Source organism: Qipengyuania sp. JB2-7 (genome assembly GCF_055693485.1).
On sequence record NZ_CM146335.1, the window covers coordinates 2,416,268 to 2,440,111 of the forward strand.

Genomic DNA, 23,844 nt, shown 5'->3' on the forward strand with positions numbered 1-23,844 from the left:
TCGCAAGGTTCACCTAAAAAGTCAGGCGCTCTTGGCCATGGGCCTGGCATCGCGCCCAAACATCTTCTGCACGTCTTCCTGCGGCATCGGACGCCCGAAATAGAAACCCTGGATCTTGTCACAGCCAAGCTCGCGGATAAGCGCTGCCTCTTCGGCCGTCTCCACCCCTTCCGCAGTCGTCGACATATCCATGCTTTGTGCCATGGCAACAACCGCGCGAATAATAGCAAGGCTCTCCGAACTGTTCTGCGATGCGCCCTGCACAAATGTGCGGTCGATCTTGATGGTCGAGAAACGAAGTTGGCGGAGATAGCCAAGCGACGAATAACCTGTACCGAAGTCATCAAGCGCGACCGAGCAGCCGAGCTCCATCACTTGCTCCAGCGCGTTGGCCGCAACATTGGCATCGCGCAGGAAGATGCTTTCCGTAACCTCGATTTCCAGTCGGTCTGGGCTGAGCCCGCTATGCGATAGCGCTTGGACCACAGTGGTCACAAAGTCGGGTTCGATCAACTGTTCAGGCGATACGTTGACATTGACCTTCACGTGGCTCGGCCAGGTCGCTGCCTCTTCGCACGCCTTTTGCATCACCCACTGACCGATCGGCACGATCAGCCTCGTGTCCTCCGCTAACGGGATGAACTTGCCCGGCGAGATGAAGCCGTGTTCCTTGCTGACCCAGCGAACGAGTGCTTCGAAGCTGACAAGGTTTTCGCTCCGAGAGTCGACCACGGGTTGGAAATTCAACAGCAGCTCGTCATTCTTGAGCGCACTGCGCAGCGAGAATTCCAGCTTGCGGCGTTCCTCGGCTGATGCGTGAAGCTTAGGCTCGTATTCGCAATGCTCGCCGCCGCCCAGATCCTTGGAACGATAGAGTGACAAATCGGCATTGCGCATCAACTCTTCGACGCTGCTGCCGTCACGCGGACCGACCGCGGACCCGACACTTGCCCCAACATACAGGACGTGATTATCGACCTTGTATGGCTCAGACAATTCGCGGATTATCGATCGCGCGATCCGATCAACCGATGACCGGTCGGAAGCATCGCGGATAACCACGCCAAATTCATCACCGCCTAATCGACCGCACAGTTCAGTCTCTGACATCAAAGCGCTGAGGCGCGCAGAAACCTGCGCCAGCAGTTTATCTCCGACCTGATGCCCGAGCGAGTCATTCACAGCTTTGAAGCGGTCGAGGTCAATCATCAGGAATGCACAGCGAGACCGCCATTTCTCCGCTCCCCGCAAGGCTTCGTCGAGCGTCTCGGTCAGCGAGAGCCGGTTTGGCAACGAAGTAAGCGTATCGTAGCGTGCAAGATATGCGATCTTTTCAGAGGATTCGTGCTGCGCCGTAACGTCTGATCCGACGCCGCGAAAGCCTGTGTACTGATTATCTGCGTTCAACATCGGAGTGCCGGACAATTCCCACCAACGACGCTCGCCATTGATTTCAACCTGCACTGTGAGATTGGAGAAGTTCTCGCGGTTTCTGATCTTATTTGCCAGCTCGCGCAGGCTTGGCGGAAAGCTCTCTTTTTCCCAGCTCTTGCCGGAGATCAGCTGAAGGAAGCTCTCGCCCTCCACCTTGCTTGGACTCACTACCCAAGGCATAGGCGAGCCGCGGCGAAACTGCACGCAATCTGCGGTTCGTATCGAGCTCAAACAACCAGTCGGCACCGCTATCTTCATACTCACGCAGGAGTAGCGACACGACCTGACTCTTCTCGTTCATGCCCATTTGCGCCTTGCGCGCCGTCAGATCGGATCGTGCGCCCTCAAGAGAGCCAAGAGCGGCGCCCAGGCCAGTGATCAGCGCCAGCGCGGCAAATGCGTAATGACCACCGAGCAAGAGGCCGACAGCGATCCCAGCCCCCGAAATAGAACAGAACAATACCGCAGCAAGAGGCGCGTTATAGCGGGACACCGCCGAGAGCAGGATCAGCAGGAAACTGATCGACCAATATTTTGCGATAATCAGATGTTCGGCGCTCGGAATCATCAGGATCATTGGCACCGCCCACAACAGTCCGCGCATTGCCGCGCTGGCCGAGTGGTGACGAAACTCGACAACTGTAAGATTGCGCTGGTCGGTATTTCCCAGCTTAACATCAATGGAATAGCTGAACCATGACGAAGCAAGCACGGCGAGACCCCACAGGACCACGGCCCATAAAGGGGCTGTCGCGGCGAGAACTGGGGCAGCAAACGCAGCGCACCCGACGATAATGATGGCCCGGGTCCTGAGCACGCGCTCTGAGCTTGGCGTACTGCGCCCCTTGGGCACGCGACCATTCAGCGCCGCCAACGCGGTGTAACCCCAATATCTCACGAAGGGTCGGCTCTTCTACGGCCCGATTATCATTATTTTCGTTGTCGTCCACGGAGCCGCTACTACGCGGAAATAGTTATAGCGTGGTAAAGGAGAAGTCCCCGAAATCATTGGGAAATTTAGGTGAAATTAACCACACCAGCTAACCCAATTGTAGCATCCCGTTTTTGCCGTCATTCAACCGTGACGGACTTGGCCAAATTACGCGGTTGATCGACATCAGTGCCCTTCACGCACGCAACGTGGTATGCGAGCAGTTGAACAGGCACTGCATAAACCAGAGGTGCGATCAGAGGATGTACCTTGGGCATCTCGATTGTCGCCATGCAGCCTTCGCTTGCCTCTGCCAGCCCCTCTGCATCGGAAATGAGCACAATCTTGCCACCGCGTGCGCGCACTTCTTCCATATTCGAAACAGTCTTTTCAAACAGCGGCCCAGATGGCGCGATCACTATCACCGGCACTTCATCGTCTATCAGCGCAATCGGGCCATGCTTCATCTCACCCGACGCATATCCTTCGGCGTGGATATAGCTGATTTCCTTGAGTTTTAGCGCCCCTTCCATCGCCAGCGGGAAGTCTTGCCCACGCCCCAAATACAGGACATCGCGGGCAGGCGCGATCAGTGGAGCCATAGCGGCAATGTCATCATCATGATCCAACGCTGCGTTGAGGCTCGCTGGCGCTTCGAGAAGATGCTCAACAACCTCTTGCTCCTCCGCGCGCGACATCAGGCCTTTCATCACTGCCATATGCGCGGCAAGAGCAGCCAGAACCGCGAGCTGGCACGTAAATGCTTTGGTCGAGGCGACCCCAATTTCAGGGCCGGCATGCGTCGGCAAAAGCAAATCAGCTTCGCGAGCCATGGAACTGGTCGGAACATTCACGACTACGGCGATTGTCTGGCCGTTTTCCTTGCAATGACGCAGCGCGGCCAATGTGTCAGCAGTCTCACCACTCTGGCTGATAAACAGCGCCAGACCACCGTCTTCGAGCACTGGTTCACGATAGCGAAACTCACTGGCAACATCGATGTCGACGGGTACGCGTGCAAATTGCTCAAACCAGTATTTCGCGACAAGCCCAGCGTAATAGGATGTGCCACACGCGACAATTGTGACGCGGCGAATCTCGGAAATGTCGAAATCAAATTGCGGCAGGGCCACCGAATTATCCGATTGCCGCAGGTATGATGAGAGCGTTTGCGCGACCACTGTCGGCTGCTCAAAAATCTCCTTCTGCATGAAGTGGCGATAATTGCCCTTCTCCACTGCGGTACCGCGGATGCACCAGAGGTCGTAACATCGCGTTCGACCGCGTTGTTTTCTTCATCAAAGATGCGCGCATTTTCGCGCTCAATGATCACCCAGTCACCTTCTTCCAGGTAAGTAATCTGCTGTGTCAGTGGTGCCAAAGCCAACGCATCAGACCCCAAGAACATTTCGCCATCGCCATAACCAACGACGAGCGGCGAACCGCGGCGCGCACCGATCAAGAGATCAGGATACTCACGAAACGTGATCGCAAGCGCGAAGGCTCCTCGCAATCTTGGCAACACCGAACGAACGGCTTCTTCAGGCGAAGCTCCATTCTCAACTTCGCGAGAAATGAGGTGCGCAACGACCTCAGTGTCAGTCTCGCTTTCAAAATTGCGGTTCTCGCCTTCAAAATCCGCTCGAAGCTCTTTGAAATTCTCAATAATACCATTGTGCACGAGCGCGAGATGCTCAGTCGCGTGTGGGTGAGCGTTGGAGGTTGTTGGCGCGCCATGCGTCGCCCAGCGTGTATGGGCAATACCCACGGTCCCAGGCGCGGGATCGCCACCGAGAACGCCCACAAGATTAGCCAACTTACCCTCCGCCCGGCGGCGAACCAATTGGCCATCGGACACGGTGCAAACACCGGCGCTGTCATATCCGCGATATTCCATCCGCCGAAGACCATCGACCAAACGGTCGGCGACCGGATCATTGCTGACGATACCGATAATTCCGCACATACTATTCAAAACCTTCTTGGGTGGAACTCGGGCCGACGAAGCCCATTGATTGCCGCAATAACGCTAAATATCCGCCAATCAATCTCTGCGGTGCTAAGTGTCTCGTGAACGCACCATGAGTGGAGCCTTTGTGCTTCGCCACAAAAGTACACCTCCGCTTACAATAATCAGAGCGCCAATCATCGAGAGCAGATCGGGAATGTCCTGAAAAACCAACCATCCGAGAATGCCGGCGACTATCAATTGAATGTAGGTTGTCGGGGCGATGGTAGCAGCACCGGCGCGCATGATCCCAAGGTATGTGAGCCAGTGCGCCGTGGTGGCAGACACAGCAACCAGAGTGCATCGCGCCACCACATCCCAGCTTGGCCATGTCACGGCTAATGCCGCATTATCGCTCTTGTCGCCCAAGAACGCGGCGATGATGAGAAATGGACACGCGAATACGGCGATGAACATCTGCATGGATAGGGCGCTACCCTGACCCGCACTCGCCCGGTTGGCGATCATCATCAAAGCGAAGAAAAATGCGGAGGTAATTGGCAGGGCCGCCACCCAACCCAATTCCGCCAGATTGGGGCGTAAGACCAAGCCTACACCGACGAGTGCAATCGCAGAAACGCACCAGACAATTGGGCGGACGCGTTCGCCGAGCAGCGGCCAGCTAAGCAATGCGACAAAAATTGGCGATACAAAAGTAAGCGCCATCGCCTCTGCCAGCGGCATGACAAAAATGGCTGAGAAGAAACACAAGGTGGCAAATGCCAGACACATCCCACGCACGACCTGCAACCGCAGGTTTCTTGGTCTGAACGCCGTGATACCCTCTTTCCATAAGACTAGTATCGAAAGGCCAACCGCACCGATAGTAAACCGAAGCGCGGCGACAGCGAGAGGAGACCATGTGCCTGCAATAGTTTTGATGACGGCGTCGCCACAAGAAAGCAGAGCGAAACCCGCCAAAGCGAGCAAAACACCATTACGTTCAGTATTTTGCATTGTTTTGCTCGCCACCACACATCGCGTGTCTTCGCGCGTGCCAGCCCGCATAGATTTGGGCAAGAGCGCTTAGGAAAAAATCAAGGTTTCCGAATTATTCACCAAACTATGTCAGATGCACCTGAGATCGCACTCAGTTGTGTCGTGTTTAGATTTTTTGAGTTTGGTTTTGGGGGTTTAGTCCATGAGCGCATTTGGCCGGAAAAACGGATCGGGTGGTATGAAACCCGGCGCCCGTCCACAGTTTGGCGTGGCCAAACCTATGCGCAGCGGCGGCGGCTCATCTTCTGAAGATGATGCCGAAAAAGGCGGCGAACAGTTCCCGCCACTTCCCGACGAGAAGGCCGAAACTCCTGCACCAACCCCGGCAAGTAGCGGCAACCCCAACCAAGACGATGCGATGGCACGTCTGTCGGAGCGCATGAACGCGACGCATGCAAGCGAAGCCGAGATTGGCGGATTCGAAGCCAGCGTCCACAAGATCAAAGAACAGGTTCTTCCACGACTGCTCGAACGGGTCGATCCCGAAGCGGCTGCGACGCTTTCGAAAGAAGAGCTCTCGGAGGAATTCCGTCCAATCATCCTAGAGGTTCTGGCAGAACTGAAAGTCACTCTGAACCGCCGCGAGCAATTCGCGCTTGAAAAAGTTCTGGTTGACGAACTGCTTGGTTTTGGTCCGCTCGAAGAACTCCTGAGCGATCCGGACGTGTCCGATATCATGGTCAACGGTCCTGATCAGACCTATATTGAAAAAGGCGGTAAGCTGGTTATCGCGCCGATCCGTTTCCGCGATGAGACGCACCTGTTCCAGATCGCGCAGCGCATTGTGAACCAGGTTGGTCGCCGCGTTGACCAAACCACCCCGCTTGCTGACGCTCGCTTGAAAGACGGTTCGCGTGTGAACGTTATCGTTCCACCGCTATCTCTCAAAGGTACGGCGATCTCAATTCGTAAGTTCTCCGAGAAACCAATCACGCTCGACATGCTTCAGGGCTTTGGTTCCATGAGCGAGAAGATGTGTACCGCGCTGAAGATTGCGGGCGCCTGTCGAATGAATATTGTTATCTCGGGTGGTACCGGTTCTGGTAAGACGACCATGCTCAACGCTCTGTCGAAAATGATCGACCCGGGTGAGCGCGTGCTGACTATTGAGGATGCCGCCGAGCTTCGTTTGCAGCAGCCACACTGGCTCCCGCTGGAAACCCGCCCGCCAAACCTCGAGGGGCAAGGCGCGATCACCATCGGTGACCTTGTTAAAAACGCCCTGCGTATGCGCCCAGACCGGATCATCCTGGGTGAGATTCGTGGCGCAGAATGTTTCGACCTTCTCGCCGCCATGAACACGGGCCACGACGGCTCGATGTGTACGCTTCACGCCAACAGCCCGCGTGAGTGCCTGGGCCGTATGGAAAACATGATTTTGATGGGCGACATCAAGATCCCGAAAGAGGCAATTTCACGCCAGATCGCTGAATCGGTCGACCTGATCGTTCAGGTGAAACGTCTGCGCGACGGTTCACGTCGTACCACTGACATTACCGAAGTGATCGGGATGGAAGGCGATGTGATCGTGACGCAGAACCTGTTCAAATTCGAGTATCTCGATGAGAGCGAGGACGGCAAGATCATCGGTGAATTCCGTGCATCTGGCCTGCGTCCTTACACGCTGGAAAAAGCTCGTCAGTTCGGGTTTGATCAGGCGTATCTGGAAGCGTGTTTGTAGGAAGTTTGTGTTCTGCATGGCATCCGCCATGCAGCCAGTCTAGCCACCCGCACCCTCCACCCTTCCACCCGGATAGTGTTCCGGTGGGTTCCGGGTGGAAGGGTGGAGGGTGCGGGTGGCTAGGTCTAAGCTAAAGACTACCAATCACAACCGGCAGGCTCATCGCCAGCATGCCGCCGCCGATAATCGCACAGCCGACGAAAACGCTAGTCCACGGCACCCATCCGACATTCTCAAGATGCTCGATGGACCGCCCTTTGCTGCGCCGACGCTCCATAATCAACGCAATCAACGCGATGACGAGAAAACCCGCGCCCCACAGCGCCAGCAACATCGCATCGCTCGCGAAAACAAGACTGTGAAACCAAGTCATGGCGTGCATATGGCACGCCGATCCGAATACACAATAGGACGGATGATGGAACTACTTGCTCGATAATGCGTCTTTACAATGAAGATGCGAAGAGCTCTTCGGGTTAAGGAGAAAAGAAATGCGAAAGATCGCCCTTACGTTAGGCCTTTTCACAATGGTACTCGGCACCGCAGCGTGCAACACGGTGCGCGGCGTCGGTGACGATCTGACATCTGCGGCTGATGCGGTAGATGAAGAGACCTGAACGAACGACAATCGCATCAAGAAAGGCTCGCCAAGCGCGGGCCTTTTTTGTGCTTGCGGAAGCCGGGAAATCTGCGAAAATTGCGTTCTGACCAAACCCGAGGAAAGCCCATGGTTCGCAAAATTCTGGCACCGATCTTGATGAGTGCACTGATCATTTCAACTACAGCGTGCAACACGGTGCGCGGTGTAGGCGACGATTTGAAGTCGGCTGCAGATGCCGTTGACGAGGCGACTTAGGAAATCCGCCGATAGATCAGGCTTAAATTATTTGCAGGCATAACGTGGCGGGCCGTTCGGGTCAGTCCGCTCCGCTCAGCAAGCGCGTCCAGATCAGCGACATTACGCAGGCCCCAATCCTGGTTCCGATCTCGAAGGCTCTTATCGAATGCTACGTTCGATGCCGCAGTCATCACATCATCTTCCAGATAGGGCCCATAAAGGATCAAGGGCGCGCCGTGCGCTAGCACCGATGCCGCACCACGGAACAAACCGGTTGTCGCCTCCCATGGGCTGATATGGACCATATTGATGCACAGGATTGCATCAGCTTCGTTGACCGACCAGATCGCTTTGCCAGCATCCAATTCCAGCGCGGTGCGCAGGTTTGTCAGCCCTGCTTCAGCTGCATAGGCATCAATCGAAGCCAATGCTGACCGATCAAGGTCAGTGGGCTGCCATTCGAGATGCGCGAAGCGCCGCGCAAAGAACACCACATGCTCACCCGTACCGCTGGCGACCTCTAAAACTGCACCAGTTTCGGGCAATTCCTGATCGAGCGCACTCGCAATCGCTTCTGAATTGCGCGCGGTTGCCGGGGCATGGCGTTTCATGCCGTCAACTCAGTGAACTTGCCGCTCTTGCCCCGCCCAGTATGGCTCACGCAGCTGCCGGCGTAGGATTTTGCCCGATGGGTTGCGCGGCATCACAGATATTACGTCAACGCTTTTCGGTGCTTTGAAAGCTGCAACCCGCTCTCGCGTATAGGCGATCACATCGGCCTCATCGACGCTTTCGCCAGGCTTGCACACGACGCAGGCTTTCACGGCCTCTCCCCATTTCTCATCAGGGACCCCGATAACGGCAACCTCCGCAATCGCCGGATGCCCAAAAATCGCATTCTCAACCTCTGCTGGATAGACATTTTCGCCACCGGATATGATCATGTCTTTGATCCGGTCCTGGATGTAGATGTAGCCATCATCATCCATCAGAGCCGCGTCGCCGGTGTGCATCCAGCCATCGCGCAAAGCACCTTTGGTCGCATCTGGCAGGTTCCAGTACCCGCTCATATTGGATGGAGATTTCACGGCGACCTCGCCAATCTCTCCTCGCGGTATTTCATTGCCATCAGGATCAACAATCTTGATCTCGACACCCGGCATTGCCTTGCCTGCGGACCGCATGCGCTGATTGCCTTCTAACGAGTGATCCTCTGGCGGCAACATACTGACCGAACCAGCAGTTTCGGTCATTCCAAACACTTGCAACATCCCTGCTTGCGGCATGGTTTTCACCGCCAGTTTCAGCAGTTCCAGTGGCATCGGCGCGGCGCCATACATCAGGTATTTTACATTAGAAAAGTCGGTGTCGGCAGCATTGGGATGCGTGATGACCATTTGCAGGGCCGCCGGCACAATAAACATATGCGTACCACCCTGTTCAATTCCCTTGAGGAATTCAGCCGGATCAAACTCTTCCTGAATGATTGCCTTGATCCCGCTGGTGATCGAACTGATGACGATACCCAAACCGCCAATATGCGCACATGGCATCGCAACAAGCATCGCATCCTCTGGCTCATGCTGCATCCAAGGGAGCCCCGCAGCCTTCGATGGCCCACGCAATGCGACTAGGCTCGCATTGCTTAATTCTGCCCCTTTCGGATTGCCTGTCGTACCGCTGGTATAAAGCTGAAGCGCTGTGTCGTCAGGCTGTGACGGCTCAAAGCTTGCCGGCGCCGCCTCGGCAAGGGCGGCGCGTATCGCAGTTTCGCTCATCACGACCGCATCATTGCCACCTTGGCAGACCACATTGCTGGCGGTTTCCTCAAACCCGTCGCCGGTGAGCACAAGTTTCGCGCCGGTATCACGCAGGATATAGTCCACCTCTGCCGGGGCCAAGCGCCAACCAATGGGGGCCATAACCGCACCCATGCGGGCAGCGGCAAGGAACATGACATAGAAGATATCACGGTTCTTGCCGAGCCAGGCAATGCGATCGCCCGAGCCGATCCCATAAGACTGATAAACACCAATGATGCGTTTTGTCAGATCATCCAGTTCGGCAAATGTGACCTGTCTGCCGTCTTGCTCGATGGCAACGCGGTCAGGCCGGTCCTTCGCCCAATAATCGATAAAGTCATCAAAGGTGAGGAAATCCTGCGTGGCATCCATGGTCTCTCCAATCGTGTCTTATTATTTTTGAACTTTGTGACACGAAATGGAGATTCGGCAAAACACCTATTTCTTGCGTGCCCACGCACCATAAAGGATGAACCACAGTGTCAAGCCAAGCGGTCCTGCGAGGAAGGTCGCAAGAAGCACTGGCGCTTGGATAAAGCGTGACACGCCTCGCTTGTCCGCTTCTTTGGCAATCCAGATGCCGACGAACAAATCGAAGGCAAGATAATGAATCCAGCCAATAGTCATCCCTCCGGTACGATGAAAGCATTGCCTGGACTTCCGCGATGCTACCAAAACCCACAGGCTCGCCATTGCCAGAACCACCGGCCAGCGTGCCGCTCATCAAACCAATAATGAGCACCGCATAGGCCAGGGATAACAATCCAACAGCACCGAACAGCAACCCATTCATAACTGCCCTGTGACGCGGCGATAGGATCAGCACCGTCCACGCAACCATCGCCAAAAGATTAGCGCTGCTGAAAATCGTATCCCAAGGCATGTGATTCGCCCCCCGGTCTAGTGGTCGGCAAGTTCTGGAAGGCTCGCCGCCATTTTCAAAATCGCCTCGTTCTCATGGGCGAAACGCCCCCGCGCCTTGCGCTGCGCAAAGGCCACAGCCGCACGTGCAACCGTTTCAGCCTTGACGCCGCGAAACTTGCGATATGGCCCCTGCAGTAAAGGGTTCAGCAACGGGCTGGCCATGATGCCCAGTTTCTCTCCTGGACGTAGATCATCTTTCCGTTTGCCCACCAGCAAACCAGGTCGCATGATGTCGAGCCGGTCAAACCGCAGACTGCGCAGCTCCTTGTCAGTCTCTCCTTTGACCCGGAGATAAAACGACTTTGCCTGAGGGTTTGCGCCAACTGAGCTGACGGCAACGAAACGCTTCACACCGTGATCCAGTGCGGTCCGCGCGACACGCAACACCAGATCGTGATCGACTGCTCGAAAAGCCTGTTCGTCGCGGCCTGACTTCTTCCAGGTCGATCCCAGTGCACAGATCATTGCGGTTGGCTTGAGCGCTTCAATCACCTCGCCCCATTTATCCGGCTCAGCGACAAACATCTCCATCCGCGCACCTTTGGGCAGCGGAACTTCACGTCGCGCTATAGCGGTCAGTTTAACGTCGGCACGACCAACACAGACTTCCATGACAGATCTGCCAATCAGACCAGTGGCCCCGACTAATGCCAGCCGAAGGGGATCAGACATTGCTCAATCCCTCGGGCGCTTTGCCATAGATTTTCGTGCATTGATCAATCGCAAACCGATCAGTCATGCCCGCCACAAAATCGGCAATATGGCGGCTCTTGTTCGGATCGCTATCGGGTAGCGTTTCACGCCATGCCGCCGGAAGAGTAGTGCCATCCTGCTGATACGCGACGAAAAGCTTGGCAATCACTTCCCTCGCGCGTTCAGCAGTCGTGATCTGCTCTGGGTGGTAATAGAGTTTATCATACATGAATTTTTTCAGCCGACGCTCTTGCTCTTGCATTGGCAGAGAGAAAGCCACCAGAGCCTTGCCCGCATCACGTACCTCCTCAATTGATCTGATGCCGCTGATCTGAGCGCGCGTATGCTCCAGCACATCATTGACCATCAGGCCGATCTGCCCGCGGACCAGCTCGCGCAATTGCCGATCGCGCGGTGCATTGGGGAACCGCCGCTCCACCCTGCGCCATTGATCCGCCATGAAATCAAGCACCAACAAGTCATCAAGCTGGAGGAACCCCGCCCGCAAGCCATCATCAATATCGTGATTGTCGTAAGCGATGTCATCGGCAATATTGGCAACCTGGGCTTCAAGCGAGGGCCATTGCCCCAGATCCAACGGAAACGCCGCGTCAATCTCTGTTATCGCCCAATTGGGACCTGATAACGGGCCGTTATGCTTGGCCATTCCCTCCAGCGTTTCCCATGTGAGATTGAGGCCATCATGGTCGGGATACGGGCTTTCAAGCCGCGTCAATGTACGCAGGCCCTGAGCATTGTGGCAATAACCACCCGCATGGATCATCGCCGCCGACAGCGCATTTTCGCCCGCATGACCGAAAGGTGGATGACCGATATCATGGGCAAGACACAAAGCTTCTGTCAGATCCTCATGAAGGTTCAGCGCACGGGCAATCACGCGGCCAATCTGCGCGACCTCAAGACTATGCGTCAGGCGCGTACGATAGTGATCACCATCAGGCGCGATAAACACCTGTGTTTTTGAGCGCAGGCGTCGAAATGCGATTGAATGGATTATCCGGTCACGATCGCGCTGAAACGCGTTGCGTGGGCCGCGCGCGCCATCATCATCCTGGGCAAACTCACGACCTTTCGAGCGTTCAGGATCAGCGGCGTAGGGTGCAAGCGACATAGTTAACCGGAGTTAGGTCAGCGACGCGCGGGGAACAACGTGAACAGACAGCGAACTTCGCAGTCCACTGTATATAGCCCCCTTGCCCGTGCAGTTTTTGCGCTCAATTTGTGGACAGTATCCATTCGGTACGCCGCCTGACAATGCAGCGCGCCTGAGTTGAAGATCGGCAATACGTTGGCATCATCGTCCACCACCAGCTCCAGCTCGGTGCAACCAAGCACAATTGCCTCAGCACCTGCCTGTTCTTGCTGAGTGATGATGGTCTTGAGTGTACGCTCTGCATCGCGGCGAACCTTACCGATCATCAGCTCGTCAAAGATGATCCGATCCAGTGTATCGACATCATTTGCCTCTGGCGCCAAAAGGTCGATGCCCGCAGCCACAAGTTTGCGACGATAGAAATTGCCTGACATGACGGTGCGCGTGCCAAGTAAGGAGGCCCGCTTCACCCCCGCTTCGGCCATCGTCTTCCCAACAATCTCAGCCACGTCGAGAACAGGAATCGAGACCCGCTCCACGATCCGGTCATAAATACGGTGCTTGGCATTGGAGCACAGAACCAAACCCTCCGCACCGGCCTGCTCAAGCCGCTGGGCAGAATCGCCAATCGTCGCCGCTGCACGATCCCATTCCGCCTCATCGACAATGTTGTAGAGCGGCGCGTAGTCGAGGTTTTCGATCAGCATCGGCGCGCTCGATTGCGCCCCCGCCTTTCTTTGAACGAGCTTGTTGATCCGCTCGTAATAGGTGCGGGTCGCAATCCAGCTCATGCCGCCAATTAGTCCAAGTTTTCGCAAAGAGCTGACCCTGTCTGGTAAGAGAATGTAGCCACAACGTGGAGGTTAGAAGCTGGCCTTGGCCTATCAGCACGAGTTACTCTGCGCCAGCGGGTTCACCATTATTTTCATTTAAAGCAACTGACGCCGAGCTATCGACACCAAGGCTGTCTATCCAAGCGCGAAAATCGGCGGCGCTTTGATCGGGCGCCTCCTCCATCGGGATGTGCCCGATCGCTGCATAGGATACGAGGGTCGCGTTAGGCAGTGCCTCCATATACCAATTGGCTGCCTCATACGGGATCAGGCTATCGAGTTCGCCCCACATCACCAATGTCGGCACCTGGACCTGCGCAACGGCATCCTTCGAGAACGGCTGGCGCGGGGTCGCAAAGCGCTTGAGCGATGCGGCGCGGTTGCCGGGATAGCGGGCCAATTCCCAATACCGATCCACCGCCTCATCAGTCACGATATCCTGATTGGCGACGCTTTGCTTGAGGCTACGTTCAACCATGGAGCGTGGTGTGATGGTCGCCAGCATCGAATTGATGCCGGGGATACGCGCGAGGGTGAAGAACAGATTGCCGCTTCCCTCTCGTTCAATATCCGCCCCACCCGCATCAACCAGGACAAGCCCTGCCAGTCTTTCGGGGTGCTCCATCGCGTAGGCCATGGCGATCCCACCGCCCATGGAGTTGCCAGCGAGGATGAAGTTTTCCAGCTCCAAAGCATCGGCAACCGCATCCACATCATCAACAAAGGCTGACACCGTATATGTATCGTCCATCGCTGGGCCGGTCAGGCCATGGCCAACCTGATCATAGCGGATAACGCGATATTCATCGCTAAGCCGGTCGACCCACGGCTGCCATGTATGAATATCAGCGTTCGATCCATGCAGCAGGATGATCGGTATGCCGTCGCGCGGTCCCTCGTCGCGCAGATGCACCGTCAGCCCATCTTCCAGTTCAATATACTGCGATGGTTCACCGCCATATTTGGCCTGCATCGCGGCAATATCAGTATCCGGCACACGCAGAGCGATGAGGGCGATCACCACAATCGCGAAGACAAGCGCTATCCCGCGCAGCACCCATTTCATATGCAACGCTCCTTAGCTGTCAAAACGGTAATCCTACTGGATGGAACACATGGAACACTGTCCAGGAACAAAAAACCTCTCGCCTTAGCAAGCGGCTGAAAGTGCCGGAATTGTGGGGTTTTGAGGGTGCCAGGTGCGGTCATAAGCGCCGGATATCATCAACCCGCATTTGTAGGAAAGTCACGTTGCCGGCATCCCCGCAATCCAGCGCGTCACGGCATCAAGCCCATCTTTGTCAATCGTGCTTTTGCCCAATTCCGGCATGGCAACACCGGGATCGGTCGACCCCATCCGATGAACCAGAATTGATTTATCCGGCTCTCCTGGCGCTATCGAAACCAGCAGCCCGCCTGCCCCACGACCCGCAGCGACGGGCGGCTTGCGGATGCCGATAGCATGTGGATCATCCTGCTCCCAACGCAGGTCGAGCCCGCTATTCGAGGCACTTCCCCCAGGTTGATGGCAATGCGCGCAATTCACATCAAGATATGCACGGGCAAGCTCTTCGCTATCATAAGCTGCACGTGTTGCCCAAAGCGGCAAGACGTCAGTTCCGTCGGGCACTTCCGACAGCACCTGACGCTCGGCCAGCTCGTTCATCCACTCAGCGCTGAGATTGCGCGCCTTCGGGCCAATGGGCGTCACCGCCCCATCTTTCACATGGCATTGCTTGCATTGGTTCTTGTTCGGGATGCGATAGCTGATTTCCTCACCATCCGGCGTAGTGATCGGCACACGTCCACCCGCCAATGCCAGCCGCGCATCGGTCTGTTCGTCATTCCAGCGATAGGGAAGTGCCACCCAGCCGCCTTCCCGGTTCAGCAACACGCGCGTTTCGATCAGCCGACGTTCTGTCCCCTCTCCAAAAGCAAAGGTTTTGATCAGCGCGCTGCCCGCTGGAAATTGCAGCAGCCCATCCGCATCGGCGACCACTTGCTGTCCGCTTGGAATATAAGCAAAGCGCAATTTATCCGCGCCATCGGAATAGAGCGGTGTGTTCAATTCGTACGGAACAGCGTCGACTGACTTCTGGTCACGCGGACTGTAGAAAAATCCGAATTCAGAAAGCTGCTTCGGGATACCTTCCATCACCGCCTGATCGTTCACCCGCACAGGCGTTCGCGCGGTTGAGTGAGATACTACGCCAGCAGCACAAGCCAGCGCAGCAATCCCAAGCAAGGCCGACTTGGCGTTCACTTAAGGCGCGACTCCATACCTGCGGGCAGGGTCACGGGCGGCAGCGGCACATACGCTTTACCGAGGTCATTCGTCGTAACCTGAGGCATGCTTTTATCAAGCGCAGCATCAAGCGAGGGCAGATTGAGCGACAACATCGCAACACGATCATTTAGCGTTAATTCTTGATGCAACCCGTCAGTCAAGATTGGGGGCAAATCTGCGCCTATCGCCGCTCTCAACAAATCACCACCCGGCAAGTCTGCCATATATCCCACACGCCCATAGACATTATCGGCAATAGTCGTGAAGATCGGGCGCGGCTCGTAGCGGTCATCATCAAAGGGCTGTCGATAAGCCGTCAGCAAGACATGCGCAGTGCCGTTATTTATCAGGGCATTTTCGCTGATAATCACTGATTTGTTCGCCATAATCATCACGCCTGTGCCCGCCGGCACGCTGGCGACAATATTGCCCTCTGGCGCAAAATTATCGGTGTTGTTGTCGATCACCGCATTGCGCGCGACCAGCACATCACCGCCGCCCACCTTGGGCAAACCGGGCAGGTCAAACACCAGAATACCGCCAGTATTTTTCGTGGCGAGGTTTTCTGTCACCTCGGCGCGATTGCTGTTCTCAATTTCGATCCCGGCGACATTTTCAACCACACGGTTGCGACGTACGATGATGTTCTCTGACTGGCCGACATAAATGCCCGCGTCCGATGCACCGCGCACGTAGCTGTCCTGCACCAGAATATCGCGCGCCTCGACCGGGTAAATGCCATAGGCGCCGTTGGACGCATCCGGGCCGTTGGTCCATTCGACGCGCAGCGCGTGATAGACAATCTGATCTGCGCCCTTGGACTTGATCCCATCGCCCTTGGCATTTTCCACCGCGAAATCGCGCAGTGTCACACCATCTGAGGTGACGAGCAAACCCTCGCCCGCGCCTTGCTGATTGGTGAAATCGAGCACGCTTGCATTCATACCCTCGCCGCGCACTGTCACGTCGTCGACGTCGAGGCTCAGCCCATCGGTTAACTCAAATCGCCCCGCTTTCAGGACAACTTCGTCACCCGGCTCCGCAAGAATCAGCGCCTCTTGCAAGCGTTCCTGCACGCCTTCACCCGGCTCGATGGTATGAACCTCTGCCCACACAGGTGATGCGCCAGCCAATAGCAGTGCAGATAGTGCCAGATTTTTCATAAGCCTCTCCCTCCACCGCATTGTGCCGCAAGAGGTGGCAATTGCAAGTGTGGTTATAGACCCTGCAGCATCAGATCGATGCCGCATCGGCCGGCGACAACGACCAGTGTTTCAACCGCGTCGCGATCATCGACCCGGCGCAGCCGCGCCATCGCCTCTCCGGTAGACAGCGGGATCGCGCTCTCACCGTCCTCTGGCGCAATACGTTTCAGCTTGCGCAGTTGATTGAGCGACAGGCGATCAACAAGGCGCGGTGCCATGCAATTCGCCATTGGCTCAGGAATGCGATTTTCGAGCAGCGTCGTGCGAATGGTGTCTTCGGTGACCGCTTCGATCAAGCCGTCATCGCGCAGCAAATACCAAGTGGCGCCTGCAAGGGCGACGAGCAAGAGCAGCAGGACGATTAGCTTGCGCATCGACGTTTCAGTTTAATCCAGCGCCTTCACGATTTCCTCGACCATCTTTTTGGCGTCAGAAAGCAGCATCATTGTCTGGTCCATGTAGAACACGTCATTGTCGACCCCGGCATAGCCGACCCCGCCCATGGAACGTTTGATGAAGAATACCTGCTTGGCCTTGTCCACATCGAACACCGGCATGCCGTAAATGGGCGACGACTTGTCGGTCTTCGCCGCCGGGTTCACAACGTCATTCGCGCCGATAATGAAGGCCACATCTGCCTGCGCAAATTCGCTATTGATGTCTTCCAGCTCGAAGACTTTATCATAGTCGACACTCGCCTCTGCGAGCAGCACATTCATGTGGCCGGGCATCCGACCTGCGACCGGGTGGATCGCGAACTTCACCTCAATGCCCTTTTCCTCGAGCAGGTCGCACATCTCGCGCAAGGCATGCTGAGCCTGTGCCACGGCCATGCCGTAGCCGGGGATGATGATGACCTTCTCTGCCTGTTGGAGCATGAATGCTGCATCATCCGCGCTACCTTGTTTGTAGGGACGTTGTTCGCGCGCTTCGCCATCGCCGCCGCCTGAGCTGTCCGCGCCAAAGCCGCCCGCGATCACGCTGATGAAGCTGCGGTTCATCGCCTTGCACATGATGTAGCTGAGGATCGCGCCGGATGAGCCGACCAAAGCACCGGTGATGATCATCGCAGTGTTACCGAGGGTAAAGCCCATGGCGGCTGCGGCCCAGCCGGAATAGCTGTTCAACATCGACACGACGACGGGCATATCCGCGCCGCCGATCGGGATGATCAACAGGAAGCCGATAATGAAGGCGAGCACTGTCACAGCGACGATCAGCGGCAGTGTTGCCTCTGGCCCGACCGCGACCGCAAACATGCCGGTCAGCACGATGATCGCCGCGAGTGTTCCAAGGTTGATGACGTGACGGAGCGGCAGAAGGATCGGTGATCCACCCATACGACCCGACAGTTTTAGGAATGCGATGACCGATCCGGAGAATGTGATCGCACCAATCGCGATCCCAAGTCCCATCTCGATCTTGCTGACGGGGCTGATCGCCTCGGGCAGGCTGCTCCCGGGTTCAGGTGTGACCAGCAGCCCAAATGCCCCTGGATCCAGATAGGCAGCCCAGCCGACCACAACCGCCGCAAGACCAACAAGCGAGTGAAAACCCGCCACCAATTCCGGCATCGCCGTCATCGCGATCTTGCGTGCGACGGTGATGCCGATAATCCCGCCAATGAACATCGCAATGCCGATTTCGGTAATGGTCGCAATCTTGTGCGTGACCAGCGTCGTGACCACCGCCAGCACCATGCCGATCATGCCATAACGGTTGCCCGCACGGCTCGTTGCTGGGCTGGAAAGGCCGCGCAATGCGAGGATGAAGAACACACCAGATGCAAGATAGGCGAGCATAGCCCATGCGGGTGTTCCCGTCTCGCCAGTTGCTGCGTGCGCTGGAGACGCGAAGAGCACCGTCATCGCGAGGAGCGAAGCGACGCGGCGATCCAGAAAACGCAGGACTGGATTGCTTCGTCCAAGATGCTCTTGGTCTCGCAATGACAGAGAAGAAACGGAGTTACCCATCGCTTACTTCTCCTTCTTCTTGTACATCGCCAGCATCCGTTCGGTCACGGCGAAGCCGCCAAAGATGTTGATGCTCGCCAGCACCACGCCAAACAGGCCGAGATACTTCGCGATCGGGCTGCCCGCCTCCGCCGCGGCGATCAATGCGCCGACAATGATCACTGACGAGATCGCATTGGTCACCGCCATCAACGGCGTGTGCAACGCAGGCGTAACGGACCAGACCACATAATAGCCGACGAAACACGCCAGCACGAAGATGGAAAGGATTGAGATAAAGTCCATTATTCGCCTCTTTCGGCCAGTGTGCTGAGGATCTCCTCGATCCGGTCCATAGTGCTGTTAGCGACCCGCGTCTCGATTTCACCCATCCGGCGCTGCTCTTCCTCCGTCAGATCATGACAGGAGATGTCGACCAAGCTCATCTGATAGGCAAAGTCAGCATGCGGGAGAGCAAAATCGACCCTGCGAGCATGCGATGTCTGGGCGTCGCGCAGCGCCTGAAAGCGTTGGGCCACAGGTTTGATCACGTCTGATTTTGGGCAGGGGTCGTACAGCATGCTCACCACGATGTAGATGTTGGACCGCAGCTCTGCCCCTTCGCGAGCATCTTCGAGTGTGTAAGAATGGCTCATTCCCTGAAGGGAGGCAGCAAACGCCAAGGTAGAAATGAGGCTAGTCAAAATACTCATTTGAGTTACGACTCAGCAGGTTCGAGAAACAAAACGCTTAAGCCGTTGAACACGACTGAAAGTTGTTCAGTCGGAGGTTTCAGATCTATCCGCCTATTCTTACTACCTTCTGATGTTCTCTGAACGTCGATGATTAAGCCAGGTACGCCACACTCGAAACTCGCCGAGTCGTTGGCAGCAATAATTTGGTCTCTCAAGTAACAATTTAAACTAAGTGGCTTACCCTCAATAAACAATTCCATCGATAACCTGCGATTTGGCCGCGAGGTCGCCCATATTCTCCCGCGTAGCTCACGGCCAGTAACGCCACTGGTGACATGCTCGACCTCTGACCGAACGAGTTCTCCAAACTCTTTAGCTTCGACGGACTGCACCAAACCCTTGCGGTACTTACCAGCTGCAAAACGGTCGAAATGACCATCCTTACCAACATCTATAAGGCAAATCCGCCTCTTTGCAGAGAGGTAGTTCTTGCCTGCTGATTTATCTAGCGAGCAATAAGTTCCACCTCTTCCTCGCGCTGCATAGAACAACGTGCCAACAGGCGCGACCTTGACCCCAGAGTTGCCAATAATGTCTGATCGAGCCCGCAAAAAACCGCTTGCTTGTATAAAGAAGTCCCATCTTACCTGATGTTCAAAAGCTCGCGTAACCTTTGACTGTTCAATCTTTTGCGTCGACACGATCCAATCTATCGGAAATATTTGACTTGCCTCGGCTCGTGCAGAAACAGCATAAATCGAGAGAACAGCCATCAAACAGATTTTCGGGTAACTAACTCTCACCCCAACAGCCTCTCATGCACGATCTTTCCGCCCTGTGTCAGGCGCACGGCGTCGCCGATTTCTTCATCAAGGACCGGCCTACCGGCCTCTTTGTCCCAGAAAGCCGAGAGGAAATTGAAGAGATTGCGAGAAAAGAGTGCGCTCGCATCAGCCGCGAGATGTCCGGCGGTGTTGGAGTAGCCGATCAAGGTAACGCCGTGCTTCACTACAGGCTGATCAGGTTTGGAACCCTCGACATTGCCGCCTTGCGACACGGCAAGGTCAAAGATCACGCTGCCCGGCCTCATGCTGCCAATTTGCGCATCAGAGATCAGACGCGGCGCATCGCGGCCCGGAATCAGCGCCGTCGTAATTACAATATCCTGCTTGGCAATGTGTTCGGAAACCAGCTCAGCCTGAGCCTTCTGGTATTCCTCGCTCATTTCGGTGGCATAGCCGCCAGAGCCTTCGCCCTCGATACCCTCGACGCTTTCAACAAAGATCGGTTTTGCGCCGAGCGACTGGATTTGTTCTTTGGTGGCTGACCGCACATCGGTAGCGGAAACTTGCGCACCCAAACGCCGGGCGGTGGCAATTGCCTGAAGGCCTGCAACGCCTACCCCCATTACGAAGACTTTTGCCGCCTGAACGGTGCCCGCAGCCGTCATCATCATGGGAAAGGCACGGCCATAAGTGTTGGCAGCGGTAATGACGGCCTTGTATCCGGCAAGATTGGATTGGCTGGAGAGCACATCCATGCTCTGCGCACGCGTAATGCGCGGCATGAATTCCATCGACAGCGCCTCCAGCCCCGCATCGGCGTAACCTTTCACCAGATCGCCATTGCGGAACGGGTCGAAAGTCGCGGCAACCCATGCGCCTGGCTTCGCACCAGAGAGCGCCTTCGCCTCCGGCGCCTGAATGCCCAAGACGATGTCTGCATCCTTCAGAGCGCTGGTCGCTGTGCCCACCTCAGCCCCGGCATCGGCAAAGGCACCATCGGATATCGCAGCGCCTTCGCCAGCGCCTGCCTCTACCGCCACATCGGCGCCCAATGCGATAAACTTTTTGACAGTTTCAGGTGTTGCCGCAACGCGGCACTCACCCTCGGCACGTTCCTTAAGGACGCAAATCCGCATCAGCGCGCGATCAAGCGATCAATATGACGACAATTGCTGTGATAAGGGCGATCAGCGGCACAGCCCATTTGAGATTGGCGATAAAGCCATCATAAGTCTTGGTGGCTGATTTCATGTCATTTTGCGAAGCCATAATTATCCTGCTCAGCTTAAAGTGAATTTACATCGCTCTATCGCGCCACGCGCTCTGGCTCAAGCCCATGTTCAGAATCGATTTGTTAATGTTTCAGTTACTTTAGCTTAATCAGCTCTTTACCCTTGTCCTGTAATGGCACGGTTTAGACGCCGAATGGATCGTGCGTTGGAGGAGATCGGGGCAAACTGCATGTCTGATTGCGATACACGCCTATTGCTATTGATTGATGATGAGCCGGCGCAAAGCCGTCTGATCACGGCGCTCGCCGCGCGCGAAGGCTTCCGCACCATCGTTGCGGGCGAAAGCGACGAAGCGATTGATATGCTGGAATCTGACGAAGGCACGCATGTTAGCGCCATCCTGATCGACCAGTGGGTTCCCGGCGAAAGCGCTTGTGACCTGATCCGCGAATTGAAGCAGCGACGCCCAGCCGCACCCGTTCTGATGCTGACCTCTAGCACATCGCCGCTATTGGCGGTCGAAGCGATGCGCGCTGGCGCGACCGATTATCTGATCAAGCCTGTCGCACCGGAGCGTTTGCTTCAGGCATTGCGCAGCGCGACCGCACGCGAAGCGCCAAAGAACGAGCTTCAGCCACTTGCAGAAAAAATGCACAAATCGCTCGATTTCGATGCGATGGTTGGCACCGCACCGCCATTCCGCACGGCGCTTGCGAAAGCGGCAACGGCAGCGCGCGGCCACTGCCACGCATTGGTCGAGGGTGAGACCGGCACCGGCAAAGAAATGCTGATGCGCGCAATGCATGCATCATCGCCTAGGGTGAAGGCACCTATGCGCTCGATCAGTATTGCCGGTGTACCTGCAACCTCAATCGAGACACTGTTGTTCGGCCACGAAAAGGGGGCCTTTCCCGGAGCTTTCGACAAGCAAATCGGCTCGCTACAGATCTGCGACGGTGGCACCTTGCTGCTTGACGAGATCGACCGGCTCGACCGAACATTGCAGGATCGACTGGCAGAAACATTAGATACTGGCATCGTTCGCCCAACCGGTGCGAGCCACGGTTTCAAGGTCGATGTACGCGTCATGGCGGCAAGCGACCAGGCGCTGGCCGAACTCGCAGAGAACGATCAATTCTCCAAGAAGCTCTATGATATTCTCTCCGCAACACTGATTGAGGTTCCGCCTCTGCGTGAGCGTAGCGGTGATATTCCTGCGTTGACGCGTCATTTCCTGACACGGATCGGTGAGCAGCCGGGCCTGCGTCACCACTCGATTGCCGATAGCGGCCTGACTTTGCTGGAGGCTTATGACTGGCCGGGCAATGTCCGCCAATTGCAGGCAGTTCTGTTCCGCGCAGCGGTTTACAGCGAGGAAAGCGAAGCGCTGACCGCAGAAAGCTTCCCGCAATTGTCAGAGCTTCTGGGTGACCGTGAAGATCGCGCAGAAAGCCGCGCACGCGGGCTTGGCGTCTTGCTTTACACTGATGATGGCAACCTGCGTCCGCTGGAAGAGATTGAGGCCGATGTGATCCGTTTGGCAATTGGTCACTATCGCGGTCGCATGACCGAGGTTGCGCGCCGCCTGGGTATTGGTCGCTCGACCCTTTACCGCAAATTGTCAGATCTGGGCATCGACAACGCCGCCTGATCCGCATAGTCGGCAGGCATGACATTTAATCAGGATTTTGAGGGGCGCACTGCGCTCGTTACCGGCGCTGCTTCCGGCATTGGAGCGGCATGCGCGAGGGCGCTTGCGGCGCGCGGCGCGACAAAGCTGTTTCTGGTCGACATTGATGGGGCTGGCATGGACGCGCTTGATCTCCCATGCGAGGTTGAGACAGTCGTTGGCAGTGTCGCTGACGAGGCGCTGTGGGCCGATCTTGAGCGGCGCTTGGCTGGACTCGATCACGCGGTCGTAAATGCTGGTATTGGCGGGCATGGCCAGATTGCTGCGCTTGAGTTTGCCGAATGGCGCCGCGTGCTCGACATCAATCTGGATGGCGTTTTCCTGACGCTGCGCTGCGTAATGCGCGCAATGAAAGACAATGGAGGTAGCGCGGTCATCACATCGTCATCGACCGGTGTGAAACCGATCGCTGGCATCGGGCCTTACGGCGTCGCAAAAGCCGCGGTATCGCATATGGCCCGCATCGCCGCCTTGGAGGGCGCACCCAACAACATCCGCGTCAACGCGATTGCGCCGGGCGGAGTGGACACGAATATCTGGGAAAGCTCGGATGACTTCAAACGCTCAGTCGAGGCGCAGGGGCGTGAGGCGACGATCAAAACGATGGCTGGCACAACACCCAGTGGACGTTTTGCGACCAGCGAAGAGATCGCGGATAACATCCTTTACATGCTGTCCGATGCAGGCAGGAACCTGACCGGGCATGTGCTGGTCTCAGATGGTGGCTTTACGCTCTAACCG

Annotated in this window: 25 protein-coding genes and 1 pseudogene; 5 read left to right on the forward strand and 21 right to left on the reverse strand. The window is 56.2% G+C overall.

Features of this window, described 5'->3' with window-relative positions; translation table 11 throughout:
• Positions 1-21: 21 nt before the first annotated feature.
• From ACZ1GM_RS12150 to ACZ1GM_RS12165, 4 genes and pseudogenes are all read right to left on the reverse strand, one after another.
• Entirely contained in the window at positions 22-1,602 is a 1,581-nt protein-coding gene (locus ACZ1GM_RS12150) for an EAL domain-containing protein (RefSeq protein WP_472676687.1), read from the reverse strand.
• Positions 1,499-2,332 (reverse strand): hypothetical protein, encoded by an 834-nt coding sequence (locus tag ACZ1GM_RS12155; protein WP_472676688.1) that lies wholly within the window; start codon positions 2,330-2,332, stop codon positions 1,499-1,501. The genes ACZ1GM_RS12150 and ACZ1GM_RS12155 overlap by 104 nt, the downstream gene beginning before the upstream one ends.
• Before the next feature lie 173 nt (positions 2,333-2,505).
• A pseudogene (glmS, locus tag ACZ1GM_RS12160) lies at positions 2,506-4,331 on the reverse strand (glutamine--fructose-6-phosphate transaminase (isomerizing)).
• Between the two features lie 93 nt (positions 4,332-4,424).
• Entirely contained in the window at positions 4,425-5,330 is a 906-nt protein-coding gene (locus tag ACZ1GM_RS12165; RefSeq protein WP_472676689.1) for a DMT family transporter, read from the reverse strand.
• A gap of 184 nt (positions 5,331-5,514) precedes the next feature.
• On the opposite strand from ACZ1GM_RS12165, the gene ACZ1GM_RS12170 reads away from it, so the two are divergent.
• Complete coding sequence (locus ACZ1GM_RS12170) at positions 5,515-7,053, forward strand: CpaF family protein (protein WP_472676690.1); 1,539 nt, start codon at positions 5,515-5,517, stop codon at positions 7,051-7,053.
• 130 nt (positions 7,054-7,183) lie between these two features.
• On the opposite strand, the gene ACZ1GM_RS12175 is transcribed toward ACZ1GM_RS12170, so the two are convergent.
• Positions 7,184-7,435 (reverse strand): hypothetical protein, encoded by a 252-nt coding sequence (locus tag ACZ1GM_RS12175; protein WP_472676691.1) that lies wholly within the window; start codon positions 7,433-7,435, stop codon positions 7,184-7,186.
• 109 nt (positions 7,436-7,544) lie between these two features.
• Between ACZ1GM_RS12175 and ACZ1GM_RS12180 the strand changes: the two genes are divergently transcribed.
• Positions 7,545-7,670: a hypothetical protein gene (locus ACZ1GM_RS12180; protein WP_472676692.1), complete on the forward strand. Its 126-nt coding sequence runs from the start codon at positions 7,545-7,547 to the stop codon at positions 7,668-7,670.
• Between the two features lie 110 nt (positions 7,671-7,780).
• Entirely contained in the window at positions 7,781-7,909 is a 129-nt protein-coding gene (locus ACZ1GM_RS12185) for a hypothetical protein (protein WP_472676693.1), read from the forward strand.
• On the opposite strand, the gene ACZ1GM_RS12190 is transcribed toward ACZ1GM_RS12185, so the two are convergent.
• The 16 genes from ACZ1GM_RS12190 to ACZ1GM_RS12265 all read right to left on the reverse strand — a co-directional run bounded on the left by ACZ1GM_RS12190 (position 7,906) and on the right by ACZ1GM_RS12265 (position 21,450).
• Entirely contained in the window at positions 7,906-8,502 is a 597-nt protein-coding gene (locus ACZ1GM_RS12190) for a DUF938 domain-containing protein (protein ID WP_472676694.1), read from the reverse strand. The genes ACZ1GM_RS12185 and ACZ1GM_RS12190 overlap by 4 nt on opposite strands.
• A 9-nt stretch (positions 8,503-8,511) precedes the next feature.
• The gene (locus tag ACZ1GM_RS12195; protein ID WP_472676695.1) at positions 8,512-10,065 is read right to left on the reverse strand and encodes a long-chain-fatty-acid--CoA ligase; all 1,554 of its coding nucleotides are present in this window, start codon (positions 10,063-10,065) and stop codon (positions 8,512-8,514) included.
• A 66-nt stretch (positions 10,066-10,131) separates the two neighbouring features.
• Entirely contained in the window at positions 10,132-10,320 is a 189-nt protein-coding gene (locus ACZ1GM_RS12200) for an abscisic acid-deficient protein Aba4 family protein (protein WP_472676696.1), read from the reverse strand.
• A gap of 273 nt (positions 10,321-10,593) precedes the next feature.
• Entirely contained in the window at positions 10,594-11,289 is a 696-nt protein-coding gene (locus tag ACZ1GM_RS12205) for an NAD(P)H-binding protein (protein WP_472676697.1), read from the reverse strand.
• The gene (locus ACZ1GM_RS12210; RefSeq protein WP_472676698.1) at positions 11,282-12,442 is read right to left on the reverse strand and encodes a deoxyguanosinetriphosphate triphosphohydrolase; all 1,161 of its coding nucleotides are present in this window, start codon (positions 12,440-12,442) and stop codon (positions 11,282-11,284) included. The genes ACZ1GM_RS12205 and ACZ1GM_RS12210 overlap by 8 nt, the downstream gene beginning before the upstream one ends.
• Positions 12,443-12,459: 17 nt before the next feature.
• Positions 12,460-13,215 carry an aspartate/glutamate racemase family protein gene (locus tag ACZ1GM_RS12215; RefSeq protein ID WP_472676699.1) on the reverse strand — a complete coding sequence of 252 codons (756 nt, stop codon included), beginning with the start codon at positions 13,213-13,215 and terminating at the stop codon, positions 12,460-12,462.
• A 103-nt stretch (positions 13,216-13,318) separates the two neighbouring features.
• The gene (locus ACZ1GM_RS12220) at positions 13,319-14,323 is read right to left on the reverse strand and encodes an alpha/beta fold hydrolase (protein WP_472676700.1); all 1,005 of its coding nucleotides are present in this window, start codon (positions 14,321-14,323) and stop codon (positions 13,319-13,321) included.
• A gap of 180 nt (positions 14,324-14,503) precedes the next feature.
• Positions 14,504-15,520, reverse strand: coding sequence for an SO2930 family diheme c-type cytochrome (locus ACZ1GM_RS12225; protein ID WP_472676701.1), 1,017 nt, complete (start codon positions 15,518-15,520; stop codon positions 14,504-14,506).
• Positions 15,517-16,707 (reverse strand): parallel beta-helix domain-containing protein, encoded by a 1,191-nt coding sequence (locus ACZ1GM_RS12230; protein WP_472676702.1) that lies wholly within the window; start codon positions 16,705-16,707, stop codon positions 15,517-15,519. The genes ACZ1GM_RS12225 and ACZ1GM_RS12230 overlap by 4 nt, the downstream gene beginning before the upstream one ends.
• A gap of 53 nt (positions 16,708-16,760) precedes the next feature.
• The gene (locus ACZ1GM_RS12235) at positions 16,761-17,123 is read right to left on the reverse strand and encodes a hypothetical protein (RefSeq protein ID WP_472676703.1); all 363 of its coding nucleotides are present in this window, start codon (positions 17,121-17,123) and stop codon (positions 16,761-16,763) included.
• Positions 17,124-17,135: 12 nt separating this feature from the next.
• Positions 17,136-18,617, reverse strand: coding sequence for an NAD(P)(+) transhydrogenase (Re/Si-specific) subunit beta (locus tag ACZ1GM_RS12240; RefSeq protein ID WP_472678566.1), 1,482 nt, complete (start codon positions 18,615-18,617; stop codon positions 17,136-17,138).
• A 108-nt stretch (positions 18,618-18,725) separates the two neighbouring features.
• Complete coding sequence (locus ACZ1GM_RS12245) at positions 18,726-19,007, reverse strand: NAD(P) transhydrogenase subunit alpha part 2 (RefSeq protein WP_472676704.1); 282 nt, start codon at positions 19,005-19,007, stop codon at positions 18,726-18,728.
• A complete protein-coding gene (locus tag ACZ1GM_RS12250) occupies positions 19,007-19,414 on the reverse strand; it encodes a hypothetical protein (RefSeq protein ID WP_472676705.1) in 408 nt (135 codons plus the stop codon). Before ACZ1GM_RS12250 ends, ACZ1GM_RS12245 begins: the two co-directional genes overlap by 1 nt.
• Before the next feature lie 5 nt (positions 19,415-19,419).
• Positions 19,420-20,169 (reverse strand): hypothetical protein, encoded by a 750-nt coding sequence (locus ACZ1GM_RS12255; RefSeq protein ID WP_472676706.1) that lies wholly within the window; start codon positions 20,167-20,169, stop codon positions 19,420-19,422.
• A gap of 26 nt (positions 20,170-20,195) precedes the next feature.
• Complete coding sequence (locus ACZ1GM_RS12260) at positions 20,196-21,317, reverse strand: Re/Si-specific NAD(P)(+) transhydrogenase subunit alpha (RefSeq protein WP_472676707.1); 1,122 nt, start codon at positions 21,315-21,317, stop codon at positions 20,196-20,198.
• Positions 21,318-21,327: 10 nt separating this feature from the next.
• Positions 21,328-21,450 (reverse strand): hypothetical protein, encoded by a 123-nt coding sequence (locus ACZ1GM_RS12265; RefSeq protein ID WP_472676708.1) that lies wholly within the window; start codon positions 21,448-21,450, stop codon positions 21,328-21,330.
• A 192-nt stretch (positions 21,451-21,642) separates the two neighbouring features.
• Here ACZ1GM_RS12265 and ACZ1GM_RS12270 point away from each other — a divergent pair, with 192 nt between their 5' ends.
• Complete coding sequence (locus ACZ1GM_RS12270) at positions 21,643-23,064, forward strand: sigma-54-dependent transcriptional regulator (protein ID WP_472676709.1); 1,422 nt, start codon at positions 21,643-21,645, stop codon at positions 23,062-23,064.
• 18 nt (positions 23,065-23,082) lie between these two features.
• Positions 23,083-23,841, forward strand: coding sequence for an SDR family NAD(P)-dependent oxidoreductase (locus ACZ1GM_RS12275; RefSeq protein WP_472676710.1), 759 nt, complete (start codon positions 23,083-23,085; stop codon positions 23,839-23,841).
• The last annotated feature ends 3 nt before the right edge of the window (positions 23,842-23,844 follow it).